Annotated in this window: 16 protein-coding genes and 2 pseudogenes; 7 read left to right on the top strand and 11 right to left on the bottom strand. The window is 59.2% G+C overall.

From position 1 onward, the window contains the following. Position 1: 1 nt before the first annotated feature. From ACSQ83_RS21910 to ACSQ83_RS21935, 6 genes are all read right to left on the bottom strand, one after another. The gene (locus ACSQ83_RS21910; protein ID WP_436229594.1) at positions 2-1,600 is read right to left on the bottom strand and encodes a methyl-accepting chemotaxis protein; all 1,599 of its coding nucleotides are present in this window, start codon (positions 1,598-1,600) and stop codon (positions 2-4) included. Positions 1,601-1,812: 212 nt separating this feature from the next. After that, positions 1,813-2,664: a carbohydrate ABC transporter permease gene (locus ACSQ83_RS21915; protein WP_436229595.1), complete on the bottom strand. Its 852-nt coding sequence runs from the start codon at positions 2,662-2,664 to the stop codon at positions 1,813-1,815. Positions 2,665-2,678: 14 nt separating this feature from the next. Next, entirely contained in the window at positions 2,679-3,587 is a 909-nt protein-coding gene (locus tag ACSQ83_RS21920) for a carbohydrate ABC transporter permease (RefSeq protein ID WP_414953611.1), read from the bottom strand. A gap of 59 nt (positions 3,588-3,646) precedes the next feature. Next, positions 3,647-4,891 (bottom strand): ABC transporter substrate-binding protein, encoded by a 1,245-nt coding sequence (locus ACSQ83_RS21925; protein WP_436229596.1) that lies wholly within the window; start codon positions 4,889-4,891, stop codon positions 3,647-3,649. A 35-nt stretch (positions 4,892-4,926) separates the two neighbouring features. Beyond that, a complete protein-coding gene (locus ACSQ83_RS21930; protein ID WP_436229597.1) occupies positions 4,927-6,867 on the bottom strand; it encodes a beta-galactosidase in 1,941 nt (646 codons plus the stop codon). A gap of 11 nt (positions 6,868-6,878) precedes the next feature. Beyond that, positions 6,879-8,021: an ABC transporter ATP-binding protein gene (locus tag ACSQ83_RS21935; protein ID WP_414953614.1), complete on the bottom strand. Its 1,143-nt coding sequence runs from the start codon at positions 8,019-8,021 to the stop codon at positions 6,879-6,881. A gap of 291 nt (positions 8,022-8,312) precedes the next feature. Between ACSQ83_RS21935 and ACSQ83_RS21940 the strand changes: the two genes are divergently transcribed. Continuing rightward, positions 8,313-9,329, top strand: a complete 1,017-nt coding sequence (locus ACSQ83_RS21940; RefSeq protein ID WP_414953615.1) for a LacI family DNA-binding transcriptional regulator — start codon at positions 8,313-8,315, stop codon at positions 9,327-9,329. A 14-nt stretch (positions 9,330-9,343) separates the two neighbouring features. On the opposite strand, the gene ACSQ83_RS21945 is transcribed toward ACSQ83_RS21940, so the two are convergent. After that, positions 9,344-10,729, bottom strand: a complete 1,386-nt coding sequence (locus ACSQ83_RS21945) for a dihydrolipoyl dehydrogenase family protein (RefSeq protein ID WP_414953616.1) — start codon at positions 10,727-10,729, stop codon at positions 9,344-9,346. A gap of 340 nt (positions 10,730-11,069) precedes the next feature. Between ACSQ83_RS21945 and ACSQ83_RS21950 the strand changes: the two genes are divergently transcribed. Next, positions 11,070-11,987 (top strand): AraC family transcriptional regulator, encoded by a 918-nt coding sequence (locus tag ACSQ83_RS21950; protein WP_436229598.1) that lies wholly within the window; start codon positions 11,070-11,072, stop codon positions 11,985-11,987. A gap of 33 nt (positions 11,988-12,020) precedes the next feature. Here the strand turns inward: ACSQ83_RS21950 and ACSQ83_RS21955 are convergent, their stop codons facing one another. From ACSQ83_RS21955 to ACSQ83_RS21965, 3 genes and pseudogenes are all read right to left on the bottom strand, one after another. Then, positions 12,021-12,374 carry a DOPA 4,5-dioxygenase family protein gene (locus ACSQ83_RS21955; RefSeq protein ID WP_436229599.1) on the bottom strand — a complete coding sequence of 118 codons (354 nt, stop codon included), beginning with the start codon at positions 12,372-12,374 and terminating at the stop codon, positions 12,021-12,023. A 139-nt stretch (positions 12,375-12,513) separates the two neighbouring features. Beyond that, positions 12,514-12,942, bottom strand: a complete 429-nt coding sequence (gene tssE / locus ACSQ83_RS21960; protein WP_414953619.1) for a type VI secretion system baseplate subunit TssE — start codon at positions 12,940-12,942, stop codon at positions 12,514-12,516. Beyond that, positions 12,939-14,237 (bottom strand): annotated as a pseudogene (locus ACSQ83_RS21965) (AAA family ATPase); the annotation flags it as partial. The gene tssE and the pseudogene ACSQ83_RS21965, both read right to left, overlap by 4 nt. A gap of 1 nt (position 14,238) precedes the next feature. On the opposite strand from ACSQ83_RS21965, the pseudogene ACSQ83_RS21970 reads away from it, so the two are divergent. The 4 genes and pseudogenes from ACSQ83_RS21970 to tssJ all read left to right on the top strand — a co-directional run. Then, positions 14,239-14,829, top strand: a pseudogene (locus ACSQ83_RS21970) (type VI secretion system domain-containing protein); the annotation flags it as partial. A 15-nt stretch (positions 14,830-14,844) separates the two neighbouring features. Further along, positions 14,845-16,647 carry a type VI secretion system baseplate subunit TssF gene (gene tssF, locus ACSQ83_RS21975; RefSeq protein WP_436229600.1) on the top strand — a complete coding sequence of 601 codons (1,803 nt, stop codon included), beginning with the start codon at positions 14,845-14,847 and terminating at the stop codon, positions 16,645-16,647. A gap of 38 nt (positions 16,648-16,685) precedes the next feature. Then, entirely contained in the window at positions 16,686-17,690 is a 1,005-nt protein-coding gene (gene tssG, locus ACSQ83_RS21980) for a type VI secretion system baseplate subunit TssG (protein ID WP_436229630.1), read from the top strand. Between the two features lie 16 nt (positions 17,691-17,706). Next, complete coding sequence (tssJ, locus tag ACSQ83_RS21985; protein WP_436229601.1) at positions 17,707-18,372, top strand: type VI secretion system lipoprotein TssJ; 666 nt, start codon at positions 17,707-17,709, stop codon at positions 18,370-18,372. A 107-nt stretch (positions 18,373-18,479) separates the two neighbouring features. Here tssJ and ACSQ83_RS21990 read toward each other — a convergent pair whose 3' ends face one another. Beyond that, positions 18,480-19,991, bottom strand: a complete 1,512-nt coding sequence (locus tag ACSQ83_RS21990; RefSeq protein WP_436229602.1) for a CoA-acylating methylmalonate-semialdehyde dehydrogenase — start codon at positions 19,989-19,991, stop codon at positions 18,480-18,482. 108 nt (positions 19,992-20,099) lie between these two features. Between ACSQ83_RS21990 and ACSQ83_RS21995 the strand changes: the two genes are divergently transcribed. After that, a complete protein-coding gene (locus tag ACSQ83_RS21995) occupies positions 20,100-21,041 on the top strand; it encodes a LysR family transcriptional regulator (protein WP_436229631.1) in 942 nt (313 codons plus the stop codon). The last annotated feature ends 9 nt before the right edge of the window (positions 21,042-21,050 follow it).

The raw sequence follows: 21,050 nt of genomic DNA on the forward strand, positions 1-21,050 counted from the left end.
CCTAAAGCCGAAACACCTCGACAGCCTCGCTTAACGTTCTCGCCTGACTCTTCAGCGACTGTGCCGCCGCAGCGGCTTCCTCGACGAGCGCTGCGTTTTGCTGCGTGCTTTGGTCCATGGTCGCAACGGCCAGATTGACCTGTTCGATTCCCCTGCTTTGTTCGCCTGCCGCAGCGGATATCTCCGTCACGATCTGGCAGACCCGTTCGACCGCGCTCACCACACTGCCGATAGTCGTCCCCGCGCTTTCCACCAGCGTCGACCCGGCGTCAATGTGCGCGCTCGAGTCCTGGATCAGCATCTTGATCTCCTGAGCCGCCGATGCGCTGCGCTGCGCGAGACTCCGTACCTCACCGGCCACGACCGCAAAACCCCGGCCCTGTTCACCGGCACGCGCCGCTTCGACTGCCGCGTTGAGCGCGAGGATGTTCGTCTGGAAAGCGATGCCATCGATCACGCTGGTGATCTCCGAAATTTTCTTCGAATGAGCGGCAATGCCCTGCATCGTCGTCACTACGTTACCGACAACCGCGCCGCCCTTGACCGCCATTTCCGATGCGTGTGTCGCCATCTCGCTCGCTTGCCGGGCGCTCTCGAAGCTCGCTTTCGCCGTCGCGGTAATTTGCTCCATGCTGCTCGCCGTTGTTTCCAGCGACGCCGCCTGTTGCTCGGTTCGAACGGAAAGGTCGTTGTTGCCGCTAGCAATTTCCGTCGCGCCGACGTTGATCGATTCGGTGCTCGCGCGCACGGTCGTCACCGTCTCGACCAGCGATTGCTGCATCTGCTCGAGTGCGCGTAATAACGCGCCCATCTCGTTGTCACGACCGGTATCCACAGGATTGGTCAGGTCGCCCGCAGCGATCCGCTGAAACTGGCGAATCGCTTGCGCGACCGGCTTGACGATAGCGTTAAGTAATGCGTGACGAGCAAATGTCCCAATGACGACCGATGCGAATGCCGCCGCTGCAAGTAGCGCGAGCATCATGTGGAAGCGGTCTTGAGCGTTGGTATAACGTGCTTTCTGACGCTCGGTGAGAACGCCTTCCAGCGCAGCTACTTGTGCGCTGAAGTTATTCGCCAGCGCTTCGGTTTCAGCGCCTTGCAAAGACTTGTAGGCAGAAAAATCGCTTTTACCCAATGCATCGAATGAGGCTTCGAGACCGTCATGCAAGTACTTCTGACGCGCAGCGACAAAGCGGGTGCGCAGCGCTGTTTCGGTATCGTCCGCCGATGCGGTCGCGAGATACCCGCGCACTTCCTCGTCCGATTGCCGCAGGTCGTTATGTGCGCCCTCAAGCAACGCCGGCTGAACATCGCCTAGTCCATAAAGCGCCGCAAAGCTGCCCAGCGCAAGACGCGCATGCATGACGCGTTCATAGCTGCTTTTGATTTGGAGAAGCGAGCGCGTGTCTTCCGTGTACATCTTTTCAATCGCGGCATTACTGGATTGAAGCGCGACGCCAGCCAACGCGCTAACCGCAATTAACAGCGCAGCAAAAACCGTCAACACAAGCGTGATGCTGGTACGCAAACTGATGTGGCTAAAGAGACTGCTATTTCCCGAAAGATGGGATACAGCAGGCGTTCTTAATGTTTTCATCCAATTGTCTCCGACTCGTCGTGTACCTTCTATCGAAGGTATATCGGCGGGGCGGAGGCAGGACTGGAGGGGTCATCGACGAATAAATCAAAGCTGCCCAATTAGCGGGATTTAGCGCGTTTTATAGGGCTTTTCCGGCTCACGAATGGCCTTCAACGACAGACTATGTCGTTGTCCAGATCGAACATCGGCTGGTCGAATAAGTTATTGCCCTAGCCCTTCGTTGCCCCGAATGTCAGCCCGGCAACGAAGTGCCGCTGCATGGCGAAGAACATCATGACGGATGGCAACGCGGCGAGTATCGATCCCGCCGAGACCAGGTTCCACGATGTCACCCACTGACCCTTGAGCGCCGCAACACCCACGGTAATGGGCGCCGCCTCGTCTCCTGTCGTGAGGCACAACGCCCAGAAGTAGTCGTTCCACACGAAGGTAAAGACCAGGATTGCCAATGCGGCCAGCGCCGGACGAATCAACGGCAGGACGATGCGAAAGAACACCGTCCACTCATTCGCCCCTTCAATGCGCGCGGCTTCGACCAATTCGAACGGTAACTGCTTGATGAAATTGCGCAGGAACAGCGCGCAAAATCCGGTTTGAAACGAGACATGAAACAGGATAAGCGCGCCGACCGTATTGAAGATACCCAACTGCAAGGACAGGTCCCGCACCGGGATCATCAGGATCTGGATAGGGACGAAGTTCCCGGCGACAAACGTCGCGAACAAGGCGGTGTTACCCCTGAACGAATAGATCGCCAATGCGAAACCGGCCATGGAAGCCAGCACGATCGAACCGATCACGGACGGCACGGTAATGAGCACGCTGTTCCACATATAGTGGAGCATGGGTGACGTCGTCAGCGCGTCGCTATAATTGGCGATCAGCGAAAAGTGCCGTGGCCAGCCCCAGTAATTGCCTTCGACGAGTTCATCGGAGGAACGTATGGACGTCACCATCACAGCGATCAACGGCAGTAACCAGATCAAGAGTGCAATCGGCAACGACACCTTGTAGAGCGTCCGGTTCACCGGCTTCCACTTGGCAACGGGCATTGGAAACATGGCGCACTCCTGACTTATTGCTCGGTGCGCAACATTCTGCGCAAGTGATAAACGATGTACACCATCATGATCGCGAACAGCACCACGGCGATCGCTGCGGAATAACCGATGCGGTAATACTTGATCGCCTGGTCGTACATGTAATAGGCCAGCACGGTCGAGCTTTCGAACGGACCGCCGCCGCTCATGACGGAGATCAGGTCGAAGCTTCGCAACGCGCCGATGATGGTCACGACAATCGCCATGAAGGTAGTGGGACGGAGCTGCGGCAAGACGACATGCCACAGCATGGTCCAGCCCTTCGCCCCTTCCATGCGTGCAGCTTCTATCTGCTCGGAATTAAGCGATGTCAGTCCGGTCAAGTACAGGATCATGCAGTAAGCAGTCTGTGGCCAGAGCGCGGCAAAGATGATCCCGAAGGTCACGTAGTGCGGATCGCCAAGCACGGGCACGCCATGCCCCAGGATAAGTTTCAGCAAGCCGAAAGTCGGGTCGTAGAACCAGCTGAACATCAAGCCGACCACCACGCCGGATAACACGAACGGTGCAAAGAACAGCGACTTCACCAGGCGAATTCCACGCACTGCCTGGTTCAGGTACAACGCGACAGCAAGGCCCATTGGCGGTGCCAGCAGGAACAGGATCAGCCACAAGACGTTGTTCTTCAGCGCGGTATAAAACGTGGGCGCATGGAACAGTTCGACGTAGTTATCGAAGCCGGCAAAGGTCTTCTCCGTCATCCCGTCCCAGTTGTAGAAACTGAGCCTGAGGCTGGAGAAGATCGGCCATATCACGTAGATCGCGACCATGATGCAGGCCGGCGCGAGGAACAGGAATGCGGCCAGCCGCTGCTGCCGTGCAGTGGCCGACATCCTTCTGCGGCGCTTGGTTTTAATCCCCGGAACGCTGAGGGTTTCGGACATGTCTTGCTCTCCCTGGTCACCGATGCGGCTCGCATCAATCGCGAGCCGCAGTCCCACTGCTACTTCTTGTAGATACGCTTGCGCGTCGCTTCGAGCTGCGCCAGGATCGCGTCAAGCTGCGTCGGGTCAGACACGAACTGCTGCATGCCCTTCATGCCCTCGTCAGCCATCTCCTTGGTCATGTCGCGGTCGTAGAACTGAGCGATACCACCCTTCGTCTGCGAGAGGATCTGGAAGCCGATCTTCGAGATGGGATCATCCGGTTCCGGCGCCTTGCTGTTTGCCGGCAACGAACCCAATCCCTTCGCGAGTTGTGCGCTGATATCCGGCGTTTCCGCGAATGCCAGGAACATGTGGGCGTCCGCCTTGTTCTTCGCCTTCGACGGAATGTGCAGCGACTCCACCGGACCATCTTCCGCTGTCGGCACGTTAGCGTCGATAATCGGGAACTGGAAGAAGCCCATCTGCGGCTTGATGTTCTCCGGGAAGCCCCCCGTAATGAACGTGCCCATCAGCATCATGGCCGCCTTGCCCTGGAACAGGAACGGCTGCACGGCGTCGAGGTCGTAGGACAGCGAATTGTCGATAAACACCTTGTTATCAATCAAGTCCTTCCACGCCGTATAGACCTTCTTCACGCGCGGGTCCGTATAGGCGATGTCACCCGCCATCAGCTTCTGATGAAACGCATTGCCGTTGATACGCAGGTCGAGGTAATCGAACCAGCCGGCGAGTGTCCATGCGTCCCGCCCTGCCACCGCGACCGGTGCAATGCCCGCTGCTTTCAGCTTCTTGCAGGCATCGAGGAATTCAGGCCATGTCTTCGGCTCGGCCGTAATGCCCACCTTCTGGAACAAGTCCTTGCGGTAGAACATGCCCCACGCGTAATACACGGTCGGCGCGGAATATTGCTTGCCGTTGTACGTGGACGATTCTTTCGTCGACGCGTACATGCCGTTCCAGCCGTCCTTGTTCCAGTCGGGCGTCAAGTCTTCGAACAGGCCGCGCTTCGCGTAATACGCCATGCGTTCGCCGTTGTGCCAGTTGACAATATCGGGCGCGACAGTCGTGAGCCAGCCAGGCAATTGCACCTTGTAGGCTTCTTCATCGACGAAGGTCACCTTCACGTCAATATCCGGATGCGCCTTCTTGAAGGCATCGAAAGTCTGTTGCCAGACCGCGCGCTGGCTGGCCCCCTTGAACGCGATGTTCGCGGTCAGGGTGCCAGCCTGCGCAATGCTGGCTGTAGCTATTGCAACGGCCAGTGCAACGCCGGTCAATCCATGGCGAATCAAGGTTTTCATGCGTGTCTCCTCATCGATGAGTGTTGTGTGCCTAGCTATGCTCTGTAAATCGTGACGCCCTGCGGTGCTACTTCCTCCTGCCCCACTATGAAACTCGCAGCTGCTGGAATCTTGTATGGCGTCGCGTTGTAGTTGAAGACGTAAGTCAAGCTACCGCGCCGGCTGATCCGTATGCCCTCGGGCAGCGGCGCGGCGTTGATGCCGGCTGATTTCGCCACGTCCAGGAAGATATCCTGCGTCAGGGTTTCATCGAAGAGGCTGGCGAGATAAAGCACGGAACCATTACGTACGATGGCGGGATGACCGTCTGCGAACGTCGCTTCAATCTGCACGCCATTGCTCGTCTCGATGAAGTCGCGCCAGTGACGCGCTTGGCCGCGCTGGCCCACTTTCTCGGTCACATTCGGCCGCATCGATTCAACGCGCCACACGCGAATGGGCATCAGTTTCTGGATGCCGTCGCCCGGTGGCAACGTAGCGGGAATCGTCAAATTGACCGTCTTCGACCCGGTGCGCGGTCCGAGCACCACTTGCGCGCCACTTGCAGCGAGCCTGCCGGCCAAGTCCGCGGGCACCACCGGCAACGGTGGCACCACGATCATCTTGTAGCCATCCAGCGGTGCATCCACCGGAATGATATCGACGTCGAGTCCGAGGCTGCGCAGTGCGCTGTAGTATTCGAACGCAAAACGCGGATAGTGAAAATCCGCGCCTTGCGGATGAATTTCAAATAGCCACTTTGCTTCGTAATCCCAAACAAGCGCAACTTTGGTGGAGACTTTGGACTCGCCGTCCGCTTCCAGAACCTGCTCGATTTCCTTCGCCACCACTGACGCTTCCGCGCCGCCCATATCGAGCTGGTTATCGGGCGTGTTCAAACCCGCGTGCATCTGTTCCTGCGCGAACGGCGCCTGCCGCCACCGAAAATACGATACACACCCGGCTCCGTGCGCGAACGCTTCCCAACTCCAGAGACGCACCATGCCCGGCAGCGGCGCGGGATTCCAGTGCGCCCAGTTGACCGGCCCCGGTTGCTGCTCCATCACCCAGAACGGCAGCTTCGACATGCCGCGATACACATCGTGATTAAACGATGCGAAGTCGGGATGGCCTGTGCGCAGCCACTTCGACTTGATCGACGGATCGAACCACTGCTCCTCCAGCGCGCCCAGCGGATAACTGTCCCATGTCGCTACATCCAGGTCAGCCGCCACCTTGTAGTGATCGAACTCGGTGAATAGCTGCATGAAGTTATGCGCGACCGGACGCTGCGGCGAATGCGCGCGAATGATCTCGGTCTGCATGCGGTTGTAGCGCACGACTTCGTCCGAGGCGAAACGCCGATAGTCCAGCCGATGGCTCGGGTGCGCTTCCGTCACGGTGGCAACGGGCAGATCGATTTCGTCGAAGCTGCGGAATTCCATGCTCCAGAAGACCGTGCCCCACGCCGCGTTGAGCGCGTCGATGGTGCCGTATCGCTGCTTCAGCCATCCGCGAAAACGCTGCAACGCGGCCGGCGAATAGCTGACTACGGTGTTGTGGCAACCGAACTCGTTGTCGGTTTGCCAGAACGCCACGGCGGGGTGCTTGCCGTAACGCTCAGCCACCGCCGTGCAAATTTTCTGCGACGCCTCGAAGAACGAAGGCGACGAAAAATCGTAATGCCGGCGCGAGCCGAACGCACGCGGACGGCCATCGGCGCCAACGGGAAGGATGTCCGGATGAAGATCGATCAGCCACTTCGGCGGCGTCGCGGTCGGCGTGCACATGACGACCTTCAGACCTGCATCGGCGAGTACATCGATTGCGCAATCCAGCCAGCCCCAGTTGTATTCACCAGGCGTTGGTTCGATACGGCTCCACGCGAACTCCGCAATCCGGACGCGGTCGATGCCCAGCGCTTTCATGCGCGCCGCATCGTCTTTCCACATCGATTCGGGCCAGTGTTCCGGGTAGTAACAGACTCCAAGACGCATATGGTGCGCTCCTACGCAAATTGTTGGACAGCAGCCGACGTGACGGCAAAACCGTCTTCGGTGAAGAGATGACAGGAAGCGGGCGGTACGTTGAACATCACGCTCTCGCCTTGCCGAGGGGTTTTGTCGCCCGGCGCTTTGGCAATAAGCACCGCGCCGCCCGGTTGATCGAGATGCAGATAGCTGTGCTCACCGAGTTGTTCGACCAGCGACACCGTGCGGCTGATTTGTTGAATCGATCCGTCATTTTCGGCCGGTTCAAGATGCTCGGGCCGAATGCCGAGGGTGACGACCTGATCGGGCTGCAAGGCTTCGCCGTTAGCGTGAACCTCGACTTGCTCGTTCGTTCCGTCGAGGACAATCAACACGCTTTCCGCGCTGCCTGACACCACTCGCGCAGGCAGGAAGTTCATTCTTGGCGAACCAATAAACCCCGCAACAAAGCGGCTTTTCGGCCGGTGATACAACTCCAGCGGCGCACCCACTTGCGCGATGCTGCCGTACTTCGCCGTGTCCGCACCCGCGTGCAGCAGGACGATCTTGTCGGCGAGCGTCATGGCTTCTATCTGGTCATGAGTCACGTAGACAACGCTGGCTGTATTGAACTGCTTGTGCAGGCGCGCGATCTCGACCCGGGTTTGACCACGCAATGTTGCGTCGAGATTGGAGAGCGGTTCGTCGAAGAGAAATACGCTCGGACTCCGAACGATTGCCCGGCCAATCGCCACACGTTGCCGCTGGCCGCCGGACAACTCTTTCGGCCTGCGCTCAAGCAGCGCTTCCAGTTGCAGCACGCGTGCGGCCTCTCTCACTTTCTGGTCAATCACATCCTTCGGTGTCTTCGCGAGCGTCAGGCCGAAAGCCATGTTCTGATAGACGGTCATGTGCGGAAACAGCGCGTAGCTCTGGAATACCATCGCGACGCCGCGCTGAGCGGCAGGCACATCGTTGACGAGTTTGCCGTCGATATACAGGTCGCCGTCCGTGATGTCTTCCAGGCCCGCGATCATGCGCAGCAACGTGGATTTGCCGCATCCCGACGGGCCGAGGAATACGCAGAATTCGTGCTCGCCGATCTCAAGATCGACATCGCGAATCACGAGCGCGTGATCGCCGTACGCTTTTTGAACCGATCGTAACGAGATGCTCGCCATACCGACGTCTCCGTGTTTTACCGAGGAGACAAATAAAGGTTAAGCGCTTAACCTTCTGCCTGTGAAAAACGATCCGTGTTTGGGATCGCTTCAACCGGCTGTCTCCGTCTGTGTTTTTTTAACTGCCTTGGGTTTCAAATCTAGCGGCGTCGGCGGATTTATACAAATGCCGGGAAGCCATCCCAAAATATGGACAACGATAGAGCTATTTGGACGATACCGCGAAGCTAGCGACAAATCATCGAAGTTGTCCGATGTTATGCCCGTGTTAACCCTTGTTTCGAGATCTCGATGACTACTTTGGCTGAGGTTGCCTTACGCGCCGGCGTCACGCCGGCGACTGTTTCCAACGTGCTGCGCAAGCGCGGCAAGGTGGGGGCGGCGACACGTCAGCGGGTGCTCGACGCGGTGGAGGCGCTAGGCTATCGGCCGCACCTGACCGCGCGGGCGCTGGCCGAAGGAAGCGCGCCTACGCTTGCCCTGATGGTGACCAGTATCGCCAACCCGTTTTATCCGGAGTTCGCGTTGGCGGCAGAACGGGCAGCGCGCAAGAATGGGCGATTTCTGATCGTATGTAATACGAACGAAGATCCGGTGATCAGCCGCGCGTATCTGGATCAGATCGCGGGGACCTTGTCGGAAGGCGTGCTGGTGATGAACTCACGAATCGCGTTCGACGATCTTCACACCACGCGTGCACGCGGCACGCCGGTCGTGTTGTGCATGTGGGAAAGGCCGGATGTATCGCCGGGATTGCCTTGCGTCGCGGTCGATTTTTTTGCCGCCGGGGCGCTGGCCGCACAGCATCTTCTTGACCTTGGGCATACGCGGATTGGTGCGATTATCGGGAGCCAGCCGGACGGCGTGCAGGCCACACGATACGCCGGCTTTTGCCACACGCTGAAGACTGCAGGCGTTGCGCATCCGGCGCAGGAGGCACGCTTTACCCGCGACGCTGTCCAGGGTGGCTACGAAGCCGCGTGCGAATTGCTAACGGAGCATGAGGACCTGACCGCGATCTTCGCGACCAACGACTTGCCGGCGTTAGGCGCGATGCACGCCGCCGCCGATCGCGGCATGCGCATTCCCGGCGACTTGTCGGTGATCGGGATTACCGACATTCAACTGGCACGCGAATCGCGGCCGGGGTTATCGACGGTCGCAGTTCCTACCGATGCCGCCGCTGCGATGGCCGTCGAGTTGCTGGAAGCGTTGATTGAAAGCGGCGGACGCTGCGAGACGCCGATGCGCGTAGCGCCCCCGCCCGTGCTGGTGCAAAGGGCGTCGACGGGACGGGTACGCAGCTGAAGCGATCCTGCGTATTACGCTCTCTCAGGGACCTTCGCGAACAGCATGTTCAGCCCTTCCGCGATAGTCGGATGCGAGAGAATCGCGTCGCGGATTGCGGTGTACGGAAGATTGCCGAGCATGGCCATCTGCACCGTCGCGACCACTTCGCCCGCGTTCGAACCGAGCATCGTGAAGCCGAGGATGCGGTCCGATTGCGTATCGACAATTGCTTTCATGAAGCCGTGCGTGTCGCCGGTCGTACGAGCGCGAGGGATAGACGCCATCGGCAGCTTGGCTACGCGTACAGCAATACCTTGCCGTTGCGCATCGCTTTCATTGATCCCAATGCGCCCGAGTTCCGGTTCGATAAACATCGCGTACGGAATCACGCGATCGCGCGTGGTCAGGTTGCCTCCGGCGAGTTGCGACTTGAGCACGCGATAGTCATCGAACGATGCATGCGTGAACATCGGCGTTCCCGCTGCTTCGCCGATTGCCCAGGTGTTCGCTGCGGACGTTGCGAGGCGTTCATCGACTTTGATAAATCCGCGCTCATCCAGCGCCACGCCTGCCACATCCAGTCCAATGCCTGCCGTACGCGGTACCCTGCCCGTCGCGACCAGCAGATGCGTGCCCGTTACATGCGTGCCGTCGCTAAGTTCGACAGTAACGGATTGCCCTGAGCGGCCGCTAACCTGCAGGGGTTTCACCGACACCCTCACGTCGATCCCTTCGCCCGAGAGGATCGATTGAATTACATCGGTAACGTCGGCATCCTCGCGCATCGCAACACGCGGCGCCTCTTGCACGATGGTTACCTTGCTTCCCAGACGCCGAAACGCCTGCGCCATTTCCAGGCCGATATAACCGCCGCCGATCACAATCAAATGCTCCGGCAACGAATCGAGTTCGAGTGCGTCAACATGCGTCATGGGGGAAGCGTCGCGCAGGCCGGGAATATCCGGGATTGCAGCGTATGTCCCTGTGTTGATGAACACATGCACGCCCTCGACCACGCGTTCCCGTCCGTCGTTCATCGCGACCTGAATGCGGCGCGGCGCAACGAAATGTCCCGCGCCGAGAATCAGGTCGAAGCCCGATGCCTCGAATGCTTTTGCATTGATATCGACCATGCCGTCCACCACTGCACGCACGTGGCGATGAACCTGCGTCATGTCGACCTTGGCGTCGTGAGCGGCGCCCTTCAATATGTCTGCGGATTGCACCGCGTGCATGATGCGCGCGCTTTGAATCAGCGCCTTGCTCGGGATACAGGCCACGTTAATACACGAACCGCCGATCATTCCCTCTTCGACGACGGCCACGCGCTTGCCTGCCCTGGAGAGTTCCATCGCCAGCGTCTTGCCGCCCTTTCCGCCGCCCAGAAACACATATTCGAATTGCTCGACCGTCGACATTTTCAGCTCCCTTTCACAGTTTTCGCGTAGCTGAACCAAGCCGTATGGGAGGATTCGCACTACGCCGAGAGAGCGGGTTTGCTTTCGTCTCTAGTACAACCCTGCCCCCGCCATGACGTAAATGTAGACCTCGGCGCGCCGGACCTCCATGCCGGGACGGATCGAATGGCTGCTCGTTCGTCTCATTGCGCGGGTTTCATGGCGCGGATTTCATTGCGAATGGATCGCACGAGGCGGGCGGCGTTCGCGCAAATTCCGGCCGATCATCGCGGGCTTTGTTCTCCGGTAAGATCGCTAAGCCGCCTTTCATGCCTTACTACTTGCGCCTGTCCGCTCAACCATGGATGCACTCGACCGACTGATCCAGTTATCCCGCCTGCAAGGCGCGCTCGACCTGCGCTGCCTTCTGAGCGGGGAATGGGAACTGGACCATCCGCCCGCTCCGCCGAGCGAAGCGGTGTATCACGTGGTGCTCGCCGGAAGCTGTCTCCTCAAATTCCGCGGGCAAGCGAATGAGCTGCTGGAAACCGGTGACATTGTCATGTTGCCGCGCGGCGATGCCCACGTGCTGCAGGGACTCGATTTAACAAACGACAGCGAACGCCGTGAGATGGAGACTCACAATAACGGCGTGGTGACGGTCCGGTCGAATTGCGGGCCGAATGCCGCGAGCCTCGATTTGTTATGCGGACGCTTTAACTACGCGGCGGATGCATTACTCATCGACGTGCTGCCGGATCTCGTGAAAATGTCCTTCGCCCGCGCCGATGTCCCCGACCTGACGCATATGGTCGGCGTGATGCGCAAGGAGGCAAGCGAGGCAGCGCCCGGTGCGTTTTCGATTGTGTCGGCACTGTCCACCGCGCTGTTTACTCTGCTGCTGCGGGCGCATCTTGAGCAGCAGCCATCCACTACCGATGTGCTCGCGTTGCTCGCGCATCCGCGGCTTGGGACGTCGTTGATTGCGATGCTGGAACGCCCGGCTGAGCGATGGACGATCGAAATGCTGGCGCAACAATCGGCTATGTCACGCGCCACCTATATGCGGACCTTCAGCGCGCTAACGGAAGACTCGCCAATGTCCTTGCTCACCCGCATTCGTATGCAGCTTGCGGGGACCTTGCTGATGCGTACATCGAAGAGCATTGCCGAGATTGCCGACAATGTAGGCTATCAGTCGGAATCGGCGTTCAGCAAAAAATTCAAGGACACGTATGGGGTCGGGCCGGGCGGGTTCAGGAACGCGCGGGGTTCTTGAGGTGGGCTTGCGTGCTTGAGGTTTTACTCAGGCTCAGGCCGCGAAGATGTCCAGAACGAGCTTGTGCGAGTGACCAATCCACACAGCCGCGTCGCGGTGATCTCGCAGCGAGTCGCCGGTATTCGGATGCAGGAAAATGTCTAGCTCGCCGTGATTCAGCGTCAACCATTCGACGATATCCGCAAACTGCGCACGCTCGAAAGCGAGCTGGTACGACCATTTCGGGTGCGGGCCGACAGGCTTCTCGTGGAACCGGCCGAGTTGCAAGGTATCGCCGAAATGCGCCGCGATTTTCTCGCGGAATTGCCAGGCGGCGTCGCGAGTAGTTGCGTCGAAGTAAATGTGGGCGTGCCAGGTTTGAATCGGCGAGGGAGTGAGGTGGGTCATGGAGGGGTGGGTTGCTCGCGCGGGTGGGGGTGGAAAATCTGCTGCCGATGGCAGTGTTCGGCCTAGTCGGGATATTCTATTACCTCGATGTCCATCCTGCCCACGTTAGCTTTTAATGCCACGCCCCACCAAAGGCCGGCTATCGGTCAATATCCTCACGCGTCGTCAACCGTGCTTGTCCCTCAGGCGTGAAATACGTGCCATAGCGCACAAGTCCGCCTTGGTGCAATTCACAGGTCATCGTAAAGCTGAGCAACATGCCGTCCTCCGGATCGGCGGACGCTATATCGATCGACTTCAAACGGGGCTCGTACTTGAGCAACGTGTCTTCAATCTCGCGCCGAAGCGTATGCGCCGACGCCGGCATGTGACGATAAATCGTCGACAGGTCACCCAAACCGTAGTCGGGCAAATGCGCGAGACTATTTCGGCGGCTGTTGAGAATCCGCTGGATGTTGTCCCGCACCGACAGAAACGTTTGAGTGCTCCTATCATGCAGGCCAATGGGATCACCGTTCGCAAAATGGCCCGTCACCACCTCGAACAGCCCAGGGCCGCCGCGGGTCATGGCGCGACTTCCTCGCTGATCGGCATCGCACGGACATCGCTTGGTGCTTCATCGAAATCAACAGCAATTCCGGTTTCGTCCGAATACGACAGCCTGAGCGCATGAAGGGTCTGCGCTTGCGATACACGCATGAGCAACTCCCGCGAGAGCACCGGCAGGATCTGCTGATCCAGCAGACTATCGATATTGCGCGCCCCCGAATCCGGCAACTGACATGCACGCACCAGTTCGCCGATCAGCGCGTCATCGCAGATAAGCGGCACATTGAACTTGCGCTCGATGCGTTGCGCCACCTTCGCGAGCTTCATTCGCACGATCGTGGTCATTGCGTCTGATGAGAGCGGCCGATACACAACCGTCTGAAAGCGGGCCAATAGCGCCGGCTGGAAATGTTCTATCAGCGTCGGCCTGATCGCTTCCATCAGCATGCCGGTAGTGACCTCACCGCCGGCTTCGGTCACCGCTTCCTGCGCAGCCATGATCAGTTCGCTACCCAGATTCGATGTCATCACGATCACCGTGTTGCGGAAGTCGATCACGCGCCCCTCACCATCACGCATGAATCCGCGATCGAATACTTGATAGAAAACGTTCAGCACATCGCGGTGCGCTTTCTCCACTTCATCGAGCAGGATCACGCTGTAGGGGCGTCGGCGCACGGCTTCGGTCAGCACACCGCCTTGTCCATAGCCGACGTAACCCGGAGGCGAGCCCTTGAGCTGTGACACCGTGTGAGCTTCCTGATACTCGGAGAGATTGATCGTCAGCAATGCGCGCTCACCGCCGAACATCAAATCGGCAAGTGCTCGCGCGGTTTCGGTTTTGCCCACCCCAGATGGTCCGACCAACAGGAACACGCCAAGCGGCGCATCTTCAGACTTAAGCCCTGCTTTAGCAGCACGAAGGCTTTTCCCAAGCGCGTGCAAGGCATCGTCCTGACCCACCACGATCTCGCCAAGCCGCGTCTCCAGTTCGAGAAGCGTGGCAAGTTCATCCGATAGCAAACTGCCCACCGGCACGCCAGTCCAATCGGCGATTACACGCGCGATCGCGGCTTCATCGACTTCCGCATAGATCAGCGCGTCGCTGCCATGTTGGGCGAGCTGATCGTGTGCCTGTTTGATCGATGGCTGCAGGTCGCGCCGCTGGTTTTCATCGGTCGCGGCATGCCACCGCGCGCGTAACGCGAAGAGCGTCAGAATCGCATCTTTCTGTTGCGCGAATTCAACTTCCAGTTGCACCAGTTCTAGCGTGAGCGTTTGCAGACGGGTATCGATGGACGCGAGACGTTGCGCGTACGCGCCCGTACGCGATCTGGCCGCAACCGACTGCGCGCTGATGCTCGAACGCCTACCCGGTTTCCACTTGCTGTCCTTCTCCGACGGCTCCCCTTTCGCCGACGACTCCACACTCGAATGGATCGCACGTTACGCGACCGTTCGCGATATCGATCGCGGTGAAACCGTAGTCCCTGTCGCGGCGCAATCGGCAAACACGGACTGGGCGGATACCGAAACAAAAGCCAACAATCTCGCCTCCAAGGAAGGACTGGATTCCGCGTTCTCATTTCTGCAACGCCTGCCCGCGCAAGACGGAGATCGAGACCGATTCGTCAGGCAGTTGGTCATGGCACGCGTCGCCGAGCGCGCCGAACGTCCGGACACGGCGCTGCACCTTTTATCGAACGTGGAGTCGGCCGCTAGCCGCTTCGAGTTGTCCCTATGGGAACCCTCGCTCGCGTTCGAAGCCAAGCAGCATCTGATGCGCCTGCTCAAAGTCCGCATGACCCGCAAGGATGCCGATAAGCCCGCGCTCGCTCAGCGCATCGAAACGTTGATTGGCGAGCTGACCGCGATCGATGCCGCCCGCGCCGTTGCGCTCGACTAGGCCCTAAAAAAAACCGTGAACAAACCAAACGATAACGACATCCTGCGCTACTACGAAGCCGAAATGCGCTATCTGCGCGAAGCCGGCAAGGAGTTCGCGCAAGCCTTTCCCGACCGCGCGAAGATGCTGAACATCGATCGCATCGGGGACCGCGATCCGCACGTCGAACGCTTGTTCGAAGGTTTCGCCTTTCTTGTTGGACGTCTGCGTCAGAAACTCGACGACGAATTGCCTGAGCTGACTGAAGGACTCGTCAGCATGCTCTGGCCGCACTATCTGCGGATGATTCCATCGCTGTCGATACTCGAAATCACGCCCACGGAAGGTTTGCTGCAAAGTCATGAAGTACTCGCAGCAGGTCTTGAAGTGCTGGCCGATCCAATTCACGTCGATAAAGAGAGCGTCGAGTGCATCTATCGCACCACGCAAGCGGTCGACTTGTATCCGGTCAAGCTGATCGAAGCCAACGCGCACGCACGCGAAGATGGCCGCTCGGTGATCCGGTTCAGGTTCGAATTGCAGCCGCAAATACCGCGCGCGCAAATGCACATACCGCGTCTGCGGCTTTACCTGAATGCGGATCGACCGGTGGCGCTCAGCCTCTACACCGCATTGACCGCGGCACCGCTCGCGGTTCACGTTCGCATTCCCGGTTATCCCGAGGACCGTCCGGGACTGCCGCAAACCATGCAAGGCCTGCGCGTGGAGGCGGCCGGATTCAAGGCTGACGAGCGCCTATGGCCCAAGGCCGACAACGCGTTCGGCGGTTATCAACTGCTGCTCGAGTACTTCACGTTCCCCGAGAAGTTCATGTTCGTGGATCTCGTGGGACTCGACATGCAGGCAATCCCTCAAGCCGCGCCGTACTTCGATGTCGAGATCGTGCTGGCGCAACCTTACCCGGATGACATGCGCTTCACGGCAGAGAACGTGCGGCTTTTCTGCACGCCGATCATCAACCTGTTCAACATCCAGGCCGATCCGATCACGGTCTCGCATTTCGAAACGGAGTATCGCGTACATACGGTGAAGGCACGCGGAGACTTTGTGGAAGCGTATTCGGTCGACTCGATAGTAGGCTTCGAAACCTCGAACGGCTCGCGTTTTGAGTACGCGCCATTTGCATCGTTCCGTCACCGCGGCGGCATGTTGCGCCATGAGATGCCCGAGCGATACTTTCATACCCGTGCACGACGCGGTCCTTCGGGGCGGTTCGATACGTGGGTGGTATTGGGCGGCCATGCATGGGAGGGCGAGACCACGCTGCCCGACGAAACGCTATCTCTCTCCGTGACCGGTACAAACGGCATGCTGCCACGCAAGGGTCTACGCGAAGCCAGTATCAACCGGACGCGCGGCGGCTTTACGAATGTCGCATCGGTGAGAAATCTGACGGCGCCAACCTTGCCCGTGTACCCGCCAACGGGCGACCGCTTTCATTGGCGCGTGCTCTCGCACCTGGCGCCCAACTATCTCTCTCTGCTCGATGCCGAAATCCTGCGCGGCAGTCTTGCGCTTTATGACTGGACAGATGGCGAGCTGAACCGTCGGCGTATCGATGCGATCATCGACGTCAAGCATCGACCGCTGCAGAAGCTCGTCAAAGGTGGGTTGCTGCGTGGTGTGGAAATCGAAGTCACGCTCAACAGCGACAAGTTTGCGGGCGACGGCGATCTCGCGTTGTTTGGCGAAATGCTGAATCGCTTCCTTGCGCTTTACGCCACGATGAATATCTATACGAAGCTAGTTATCGTCTCGTTGCCGAGTGGCCACCGGATCACGTGGCCCGATAACAAAGCTGAGGGAGCACCGTTTTGAACGCGCCGCATCGAGAGTTTCCGGTGTCCGACGAGCGCATGCTGTTGCCCGCTTTGCTGCAAGACGCAACCCGCATGAACTTCATGCGCTTTTGTGAGTTGATTGAACTCGCCGCGCCGGATCTGCCGTCACTGGGTTCAACTGACTCGTTAAAAAACGAGCCAGTCCGCTTTCGCTCGCGCGCTCGGCTCGGATTTCCAGGCAAGGAAATTGACGCGGTCGAATTCGATTACGACGATGCATCGAAACCCGCCGCCGTCCGCACGACTTTCCTCGGACTCTACGGCGTCGATGCCCGCATGCCGTCATATTTCATCGATGAAGTCGCGCAGAATCGCGACGGCGCGGAGTCTTTGTCGGCGTTCCTGGACATGTTCCATCACAGGATCGCGACGCAGTTTTACAGGGCGTGGCGCAAGTATCGATTCCCTGCTGGGTTTAAGAAAGGGGGTACCGACAATGTGTCCCGCTGCCTGGTCAGCCTCGTGGGACTGGGCGTTGGGCATCCGGCGATTGAGCAGACAGTGGGCACACGCAAGCTGCTGTCAATGCTCGGACTCGCCAGCCAGCGAACCCGCACGGCCGAAGGTCTTGCGGGCGTGCTGCAACACGCCATCCCCGACGCAACGATTACGGTCACCGAGTTTCATCCGGTATGGATTCAGCTAAACGAGTTCGAGCCGACGGCGTTAGGCGAAAACTGCGTACTGGGTCGCGGTTTCTACGATCGCGGCAATTGCGCGCGAGTCGTGATCTCGCCGACAACGTCCGAATCGGTATTAGGTCTGACACCCGGTCGTCAAATGCACAGCGAAATCATGGCGCTGCTGCGCTTTTATCTTGGCTACGAATCGAACGCGCATCTGGAGATGCATGTCTCGCCGGACTTGATGCCGCGAGCGGATATCGCGTCCGATCAAGTTCGTCTCGGCTACACAAGCCAGTTGCAACAAATCGAACGGCCCTATGCGACAGGCGCCATCACGCGCGTGCAACTTGGCACGTGGGACGGTCGAAGCGCGAACACGCGCACAACACATTAAAACAATGGAACGCAGCATGAATCCCACGATAGTCCGACAGACGCAACTCGCCGCTGCGGCGTGCGCCATCCTCGCTTTAGCGGGGTGTGGAGTAGGGCAAGCAGTGAAAACCGGAACCGTTGACGCAGCAAAATGGGCGTTCACCACGCAGGTTAAAACCATGAATCTCGACTTCGTCAGTCGATCCTCGTCGAATACCAGCGGCACCGGACAATCGTTGTCGACGGTCGTGCGAATCTATCAACTGAAGACGCCTGAAGCGTTCGATCAACTCGACTACGCGCAATTGCAAACCAATGACGTGGATGCGCTAAAGGCAGACCTGCTTGCGTCGACGGATCTTGTGCTCCGGCCTAATGCGAACGCCAGCATCAGCGAACCGATGAGTGACGACGCGGAGTACGTCGGTATCGTCGCTTTCTTCCGTGATGACGGGCGGGATTCGAAGTGGAAACTCTTGGTACCGAAGAAGCAATGGAAGAAGAGCGATCCGGTGAAGATCGAGATGCGGGACAGCTCGCTAAGTGTTGCTGGTATCAGCGGCGAGGCCGTCAGGAGGCATAGTGCGCCGCAAAGCGCGGGTCCCGGCGCGGCACAACCCGTCAAACCGAGCGCGGCGCCGACAGTCAAGCCGGCGAGCAAGGGCACGCTCGTAAAAGATGATTGGGCACGGCCGGTCTGATCGTGCGTCGATTAACTTTCGGTCGGACAGACGACTGCCCGGTTAATCGACCATTCGACGAATCGACCGCTGGAATCGCGATCGCAATCAGTGCCGCAAAATCCCCCTCACTTCGCCGTAGGCATCGCGAACTCAGCGCCCTTCTCCGTGCTTTCCGGCCACCGCTGCATGATCGATTTCTGACGCGTATAAAACCGCACGCCTTCTTCGCCATACGCGTGCGTATCGCCGAACAAACTACGCTTCCAGCCGCCGAACCCGTGCCATGCCATCGGCACGGGAATGGGCACATTGATCCCGACCATGCCCACTTCAATGCGCCGTCCGAACTCGCGCGCGATGTGTCCATCACGTGTATAACAAGCAACGCCATTGCCAAACTCATGTGCGTTGATCAGGTCCACCGCTTCGGTGAAGTCCTTCACCCGCACACACGCCAGCACCGGCCCGAAAATCTCTTCCTTATAAATCCGCATCTCAGGCGTCACGTGATCGAACAACGTACCGCCCGTGAAGAAACCTTCTTCATGTCCCGCCACCTTCAAACCGCGTCCATCGACGACTAGCGAAGCGCCCTCTTCCACACCCAGCGCGATATACCCTTCAATGCGCTCCAATGCCTGACGCGTGACGATCGGGCCCATTTCAGCATCCGACTCCATACCGTTCTTCACGATCAGCGTACGCGCGCGCTCAGCCAGTCGCGGAATCAATTTATCAGCGACATCGCCCACCAGCACAGCCACCGAAATCGCCATGCAGCGCTCGCCCGCCGAACCATAACCGGCACCAACCAGTGCATCAATCGCTTGATCGAGATCCGCATCGGGCATCACGACCATATGATTCTTCGCACCACCCAGCGCCTGTACGCGCTTGCCGTGTTGCGCGCCCGTTTGATAAATGTAATTCGCGATCGGCGTTGATCCCACGAAGCTGATGGCCTTCACATCGGGATGGACGAGCAGCGCATCGACCACGACCTTGTCACCCTGCACCACGCTGAACACACCGTCGGGCAGACCAGCTTCCTGCAACAACCCCGCCATGAACAACGACGCCGACGGATCGCGCTCGCTCGGCTTCAGGATGAACGCATTGCCCGCAGCAATCGCGACGGGGAACATCCAGCACGGCACCATGCATGGGAAGTTGAACGGCGTAATGCCCGCGACCACGCCAAGCGCCTGACGCGTCGTCCAGTTATCGATACCCGTGGACACCTGCTCGGTATAGTCGCCCTTCAATAGCTGCGGAATGCCGCAAGCAAATTCGATTACATCGATACCGCGCGACACTTCACCCTGCGCGTCGCTGAACACCTTGCCATGCTCGGCAGTGATGATCGCGGCGAGCTCATCGCGGTGCTTGTTCATCAACTCCAGAAAACGCAGCATGACGCGCGCGCGCCGGATGGGCGGCGTCTCGCTCCAGGCGAAGAATGCCTTCTTCGCGCCGGCGACAGCGGCGTCTACATCGGCGACATCGCCCAGACGCAGCGTGCGTGCTTCCTGACCGGTCGCGGGATTGAAAATCGGCTGGGTGCGCGTGCCCGTACCGGGAACACGGCGGCCCTGGATAAAGTGGCCGACGTCCGCGCGATCGCTGAAGCTTTGCATGATGTGACACCTGAATGTGATGGGAGTCTTCAGAGTGTAAGAACGTCAGACGCGCCTGCAAAGGCGCTATGATTGAAATGATTGTTTTCTATGGTGAACAATGAAGATATGGAAACGCAACGCGTCGAGGCGCTCTGGACCCATCTGTATTGGCTGACCATTCTCTCGCAGCAAGGCAGCTATACGCGCGCCGCCACGCGGCTCGGCGTAAGCAAGGCCGCCATGAGCCAGCGGATTGCAGAACTGGAGCGCGCAGCCGGGGTTTCGCTGGTGCAGCGCACAACGCGCAGCGTGCGGCTGACGGAAGCCGGTCAGCGTCTCGTCGATCAAACCCGTAATCAATATGAAGGGATTGCGCAGAGTTTCGCGGGCGTGCGCGATTCAGCGGGTATCGCTCGCGGCGAGCTGCGCGTCACCGCCCCGGTGGCGTTCGCTCGGCAGCAACTCGTGCCGCATCTGTCAGCCTTTCTGCGGGCGAATCCGGAAGTACGCGTGCAGCTCGAAGTGTCCGACCGCATCAGTTCGCTTGCCAGCGAAGGTTTCGATCTCGCGATCCGCCACAGCGCCGCCGCGCCGGAAACGCATGTGGCCTGGACGCTGTGCGCCACTCACTCGGTGATCGTGGCGACGCGAGCGTATCTGCGCCGGCGCGGCACACCCGCCTCGCCGCAGGATTTGGCCGCACATGACTGCCTTTTCTATCCGCGTGCGCAAGAGGCGCCCGCCTGGACATTCGAACGCGCAACAGGCCGCAAGGCGGCAACCGAGCGCGTGACCGTGCCGATCAACGGGCCGTTTTCTGCCAACAATAGCGAAACGCTGCGCGACGCCGCACTCGATGACCTCGGCATTGCGCTGCTGCCCGATTTCAGCGCGCAGGCCGCGCTGCGCAGCGGGCAGTTGATCAAAGTGCTGCCGGAGTGGCAGCCCAAGGGCGGGTTTGCTGAACAGCTTTATGTGGTCCGGCCCTACGCGTCGCACGTGCCGCGTGCAGTGACCGCGTTTGTCTCCTATCTGCGCAAGACCTTCGAAAGCGGCTTCTCGGATTAGCCTTGGCGC

This window comes from Caballeronia sp. LjRoot29 (genome assembly GCF_964252755.1).
In the GTDB taxonomy this organism is placed as follows: Bacteria; Pseudomonadota; Gammaproteobacteria; order Burkholderiales; family Burkholderiaceae; genus Caballeronia.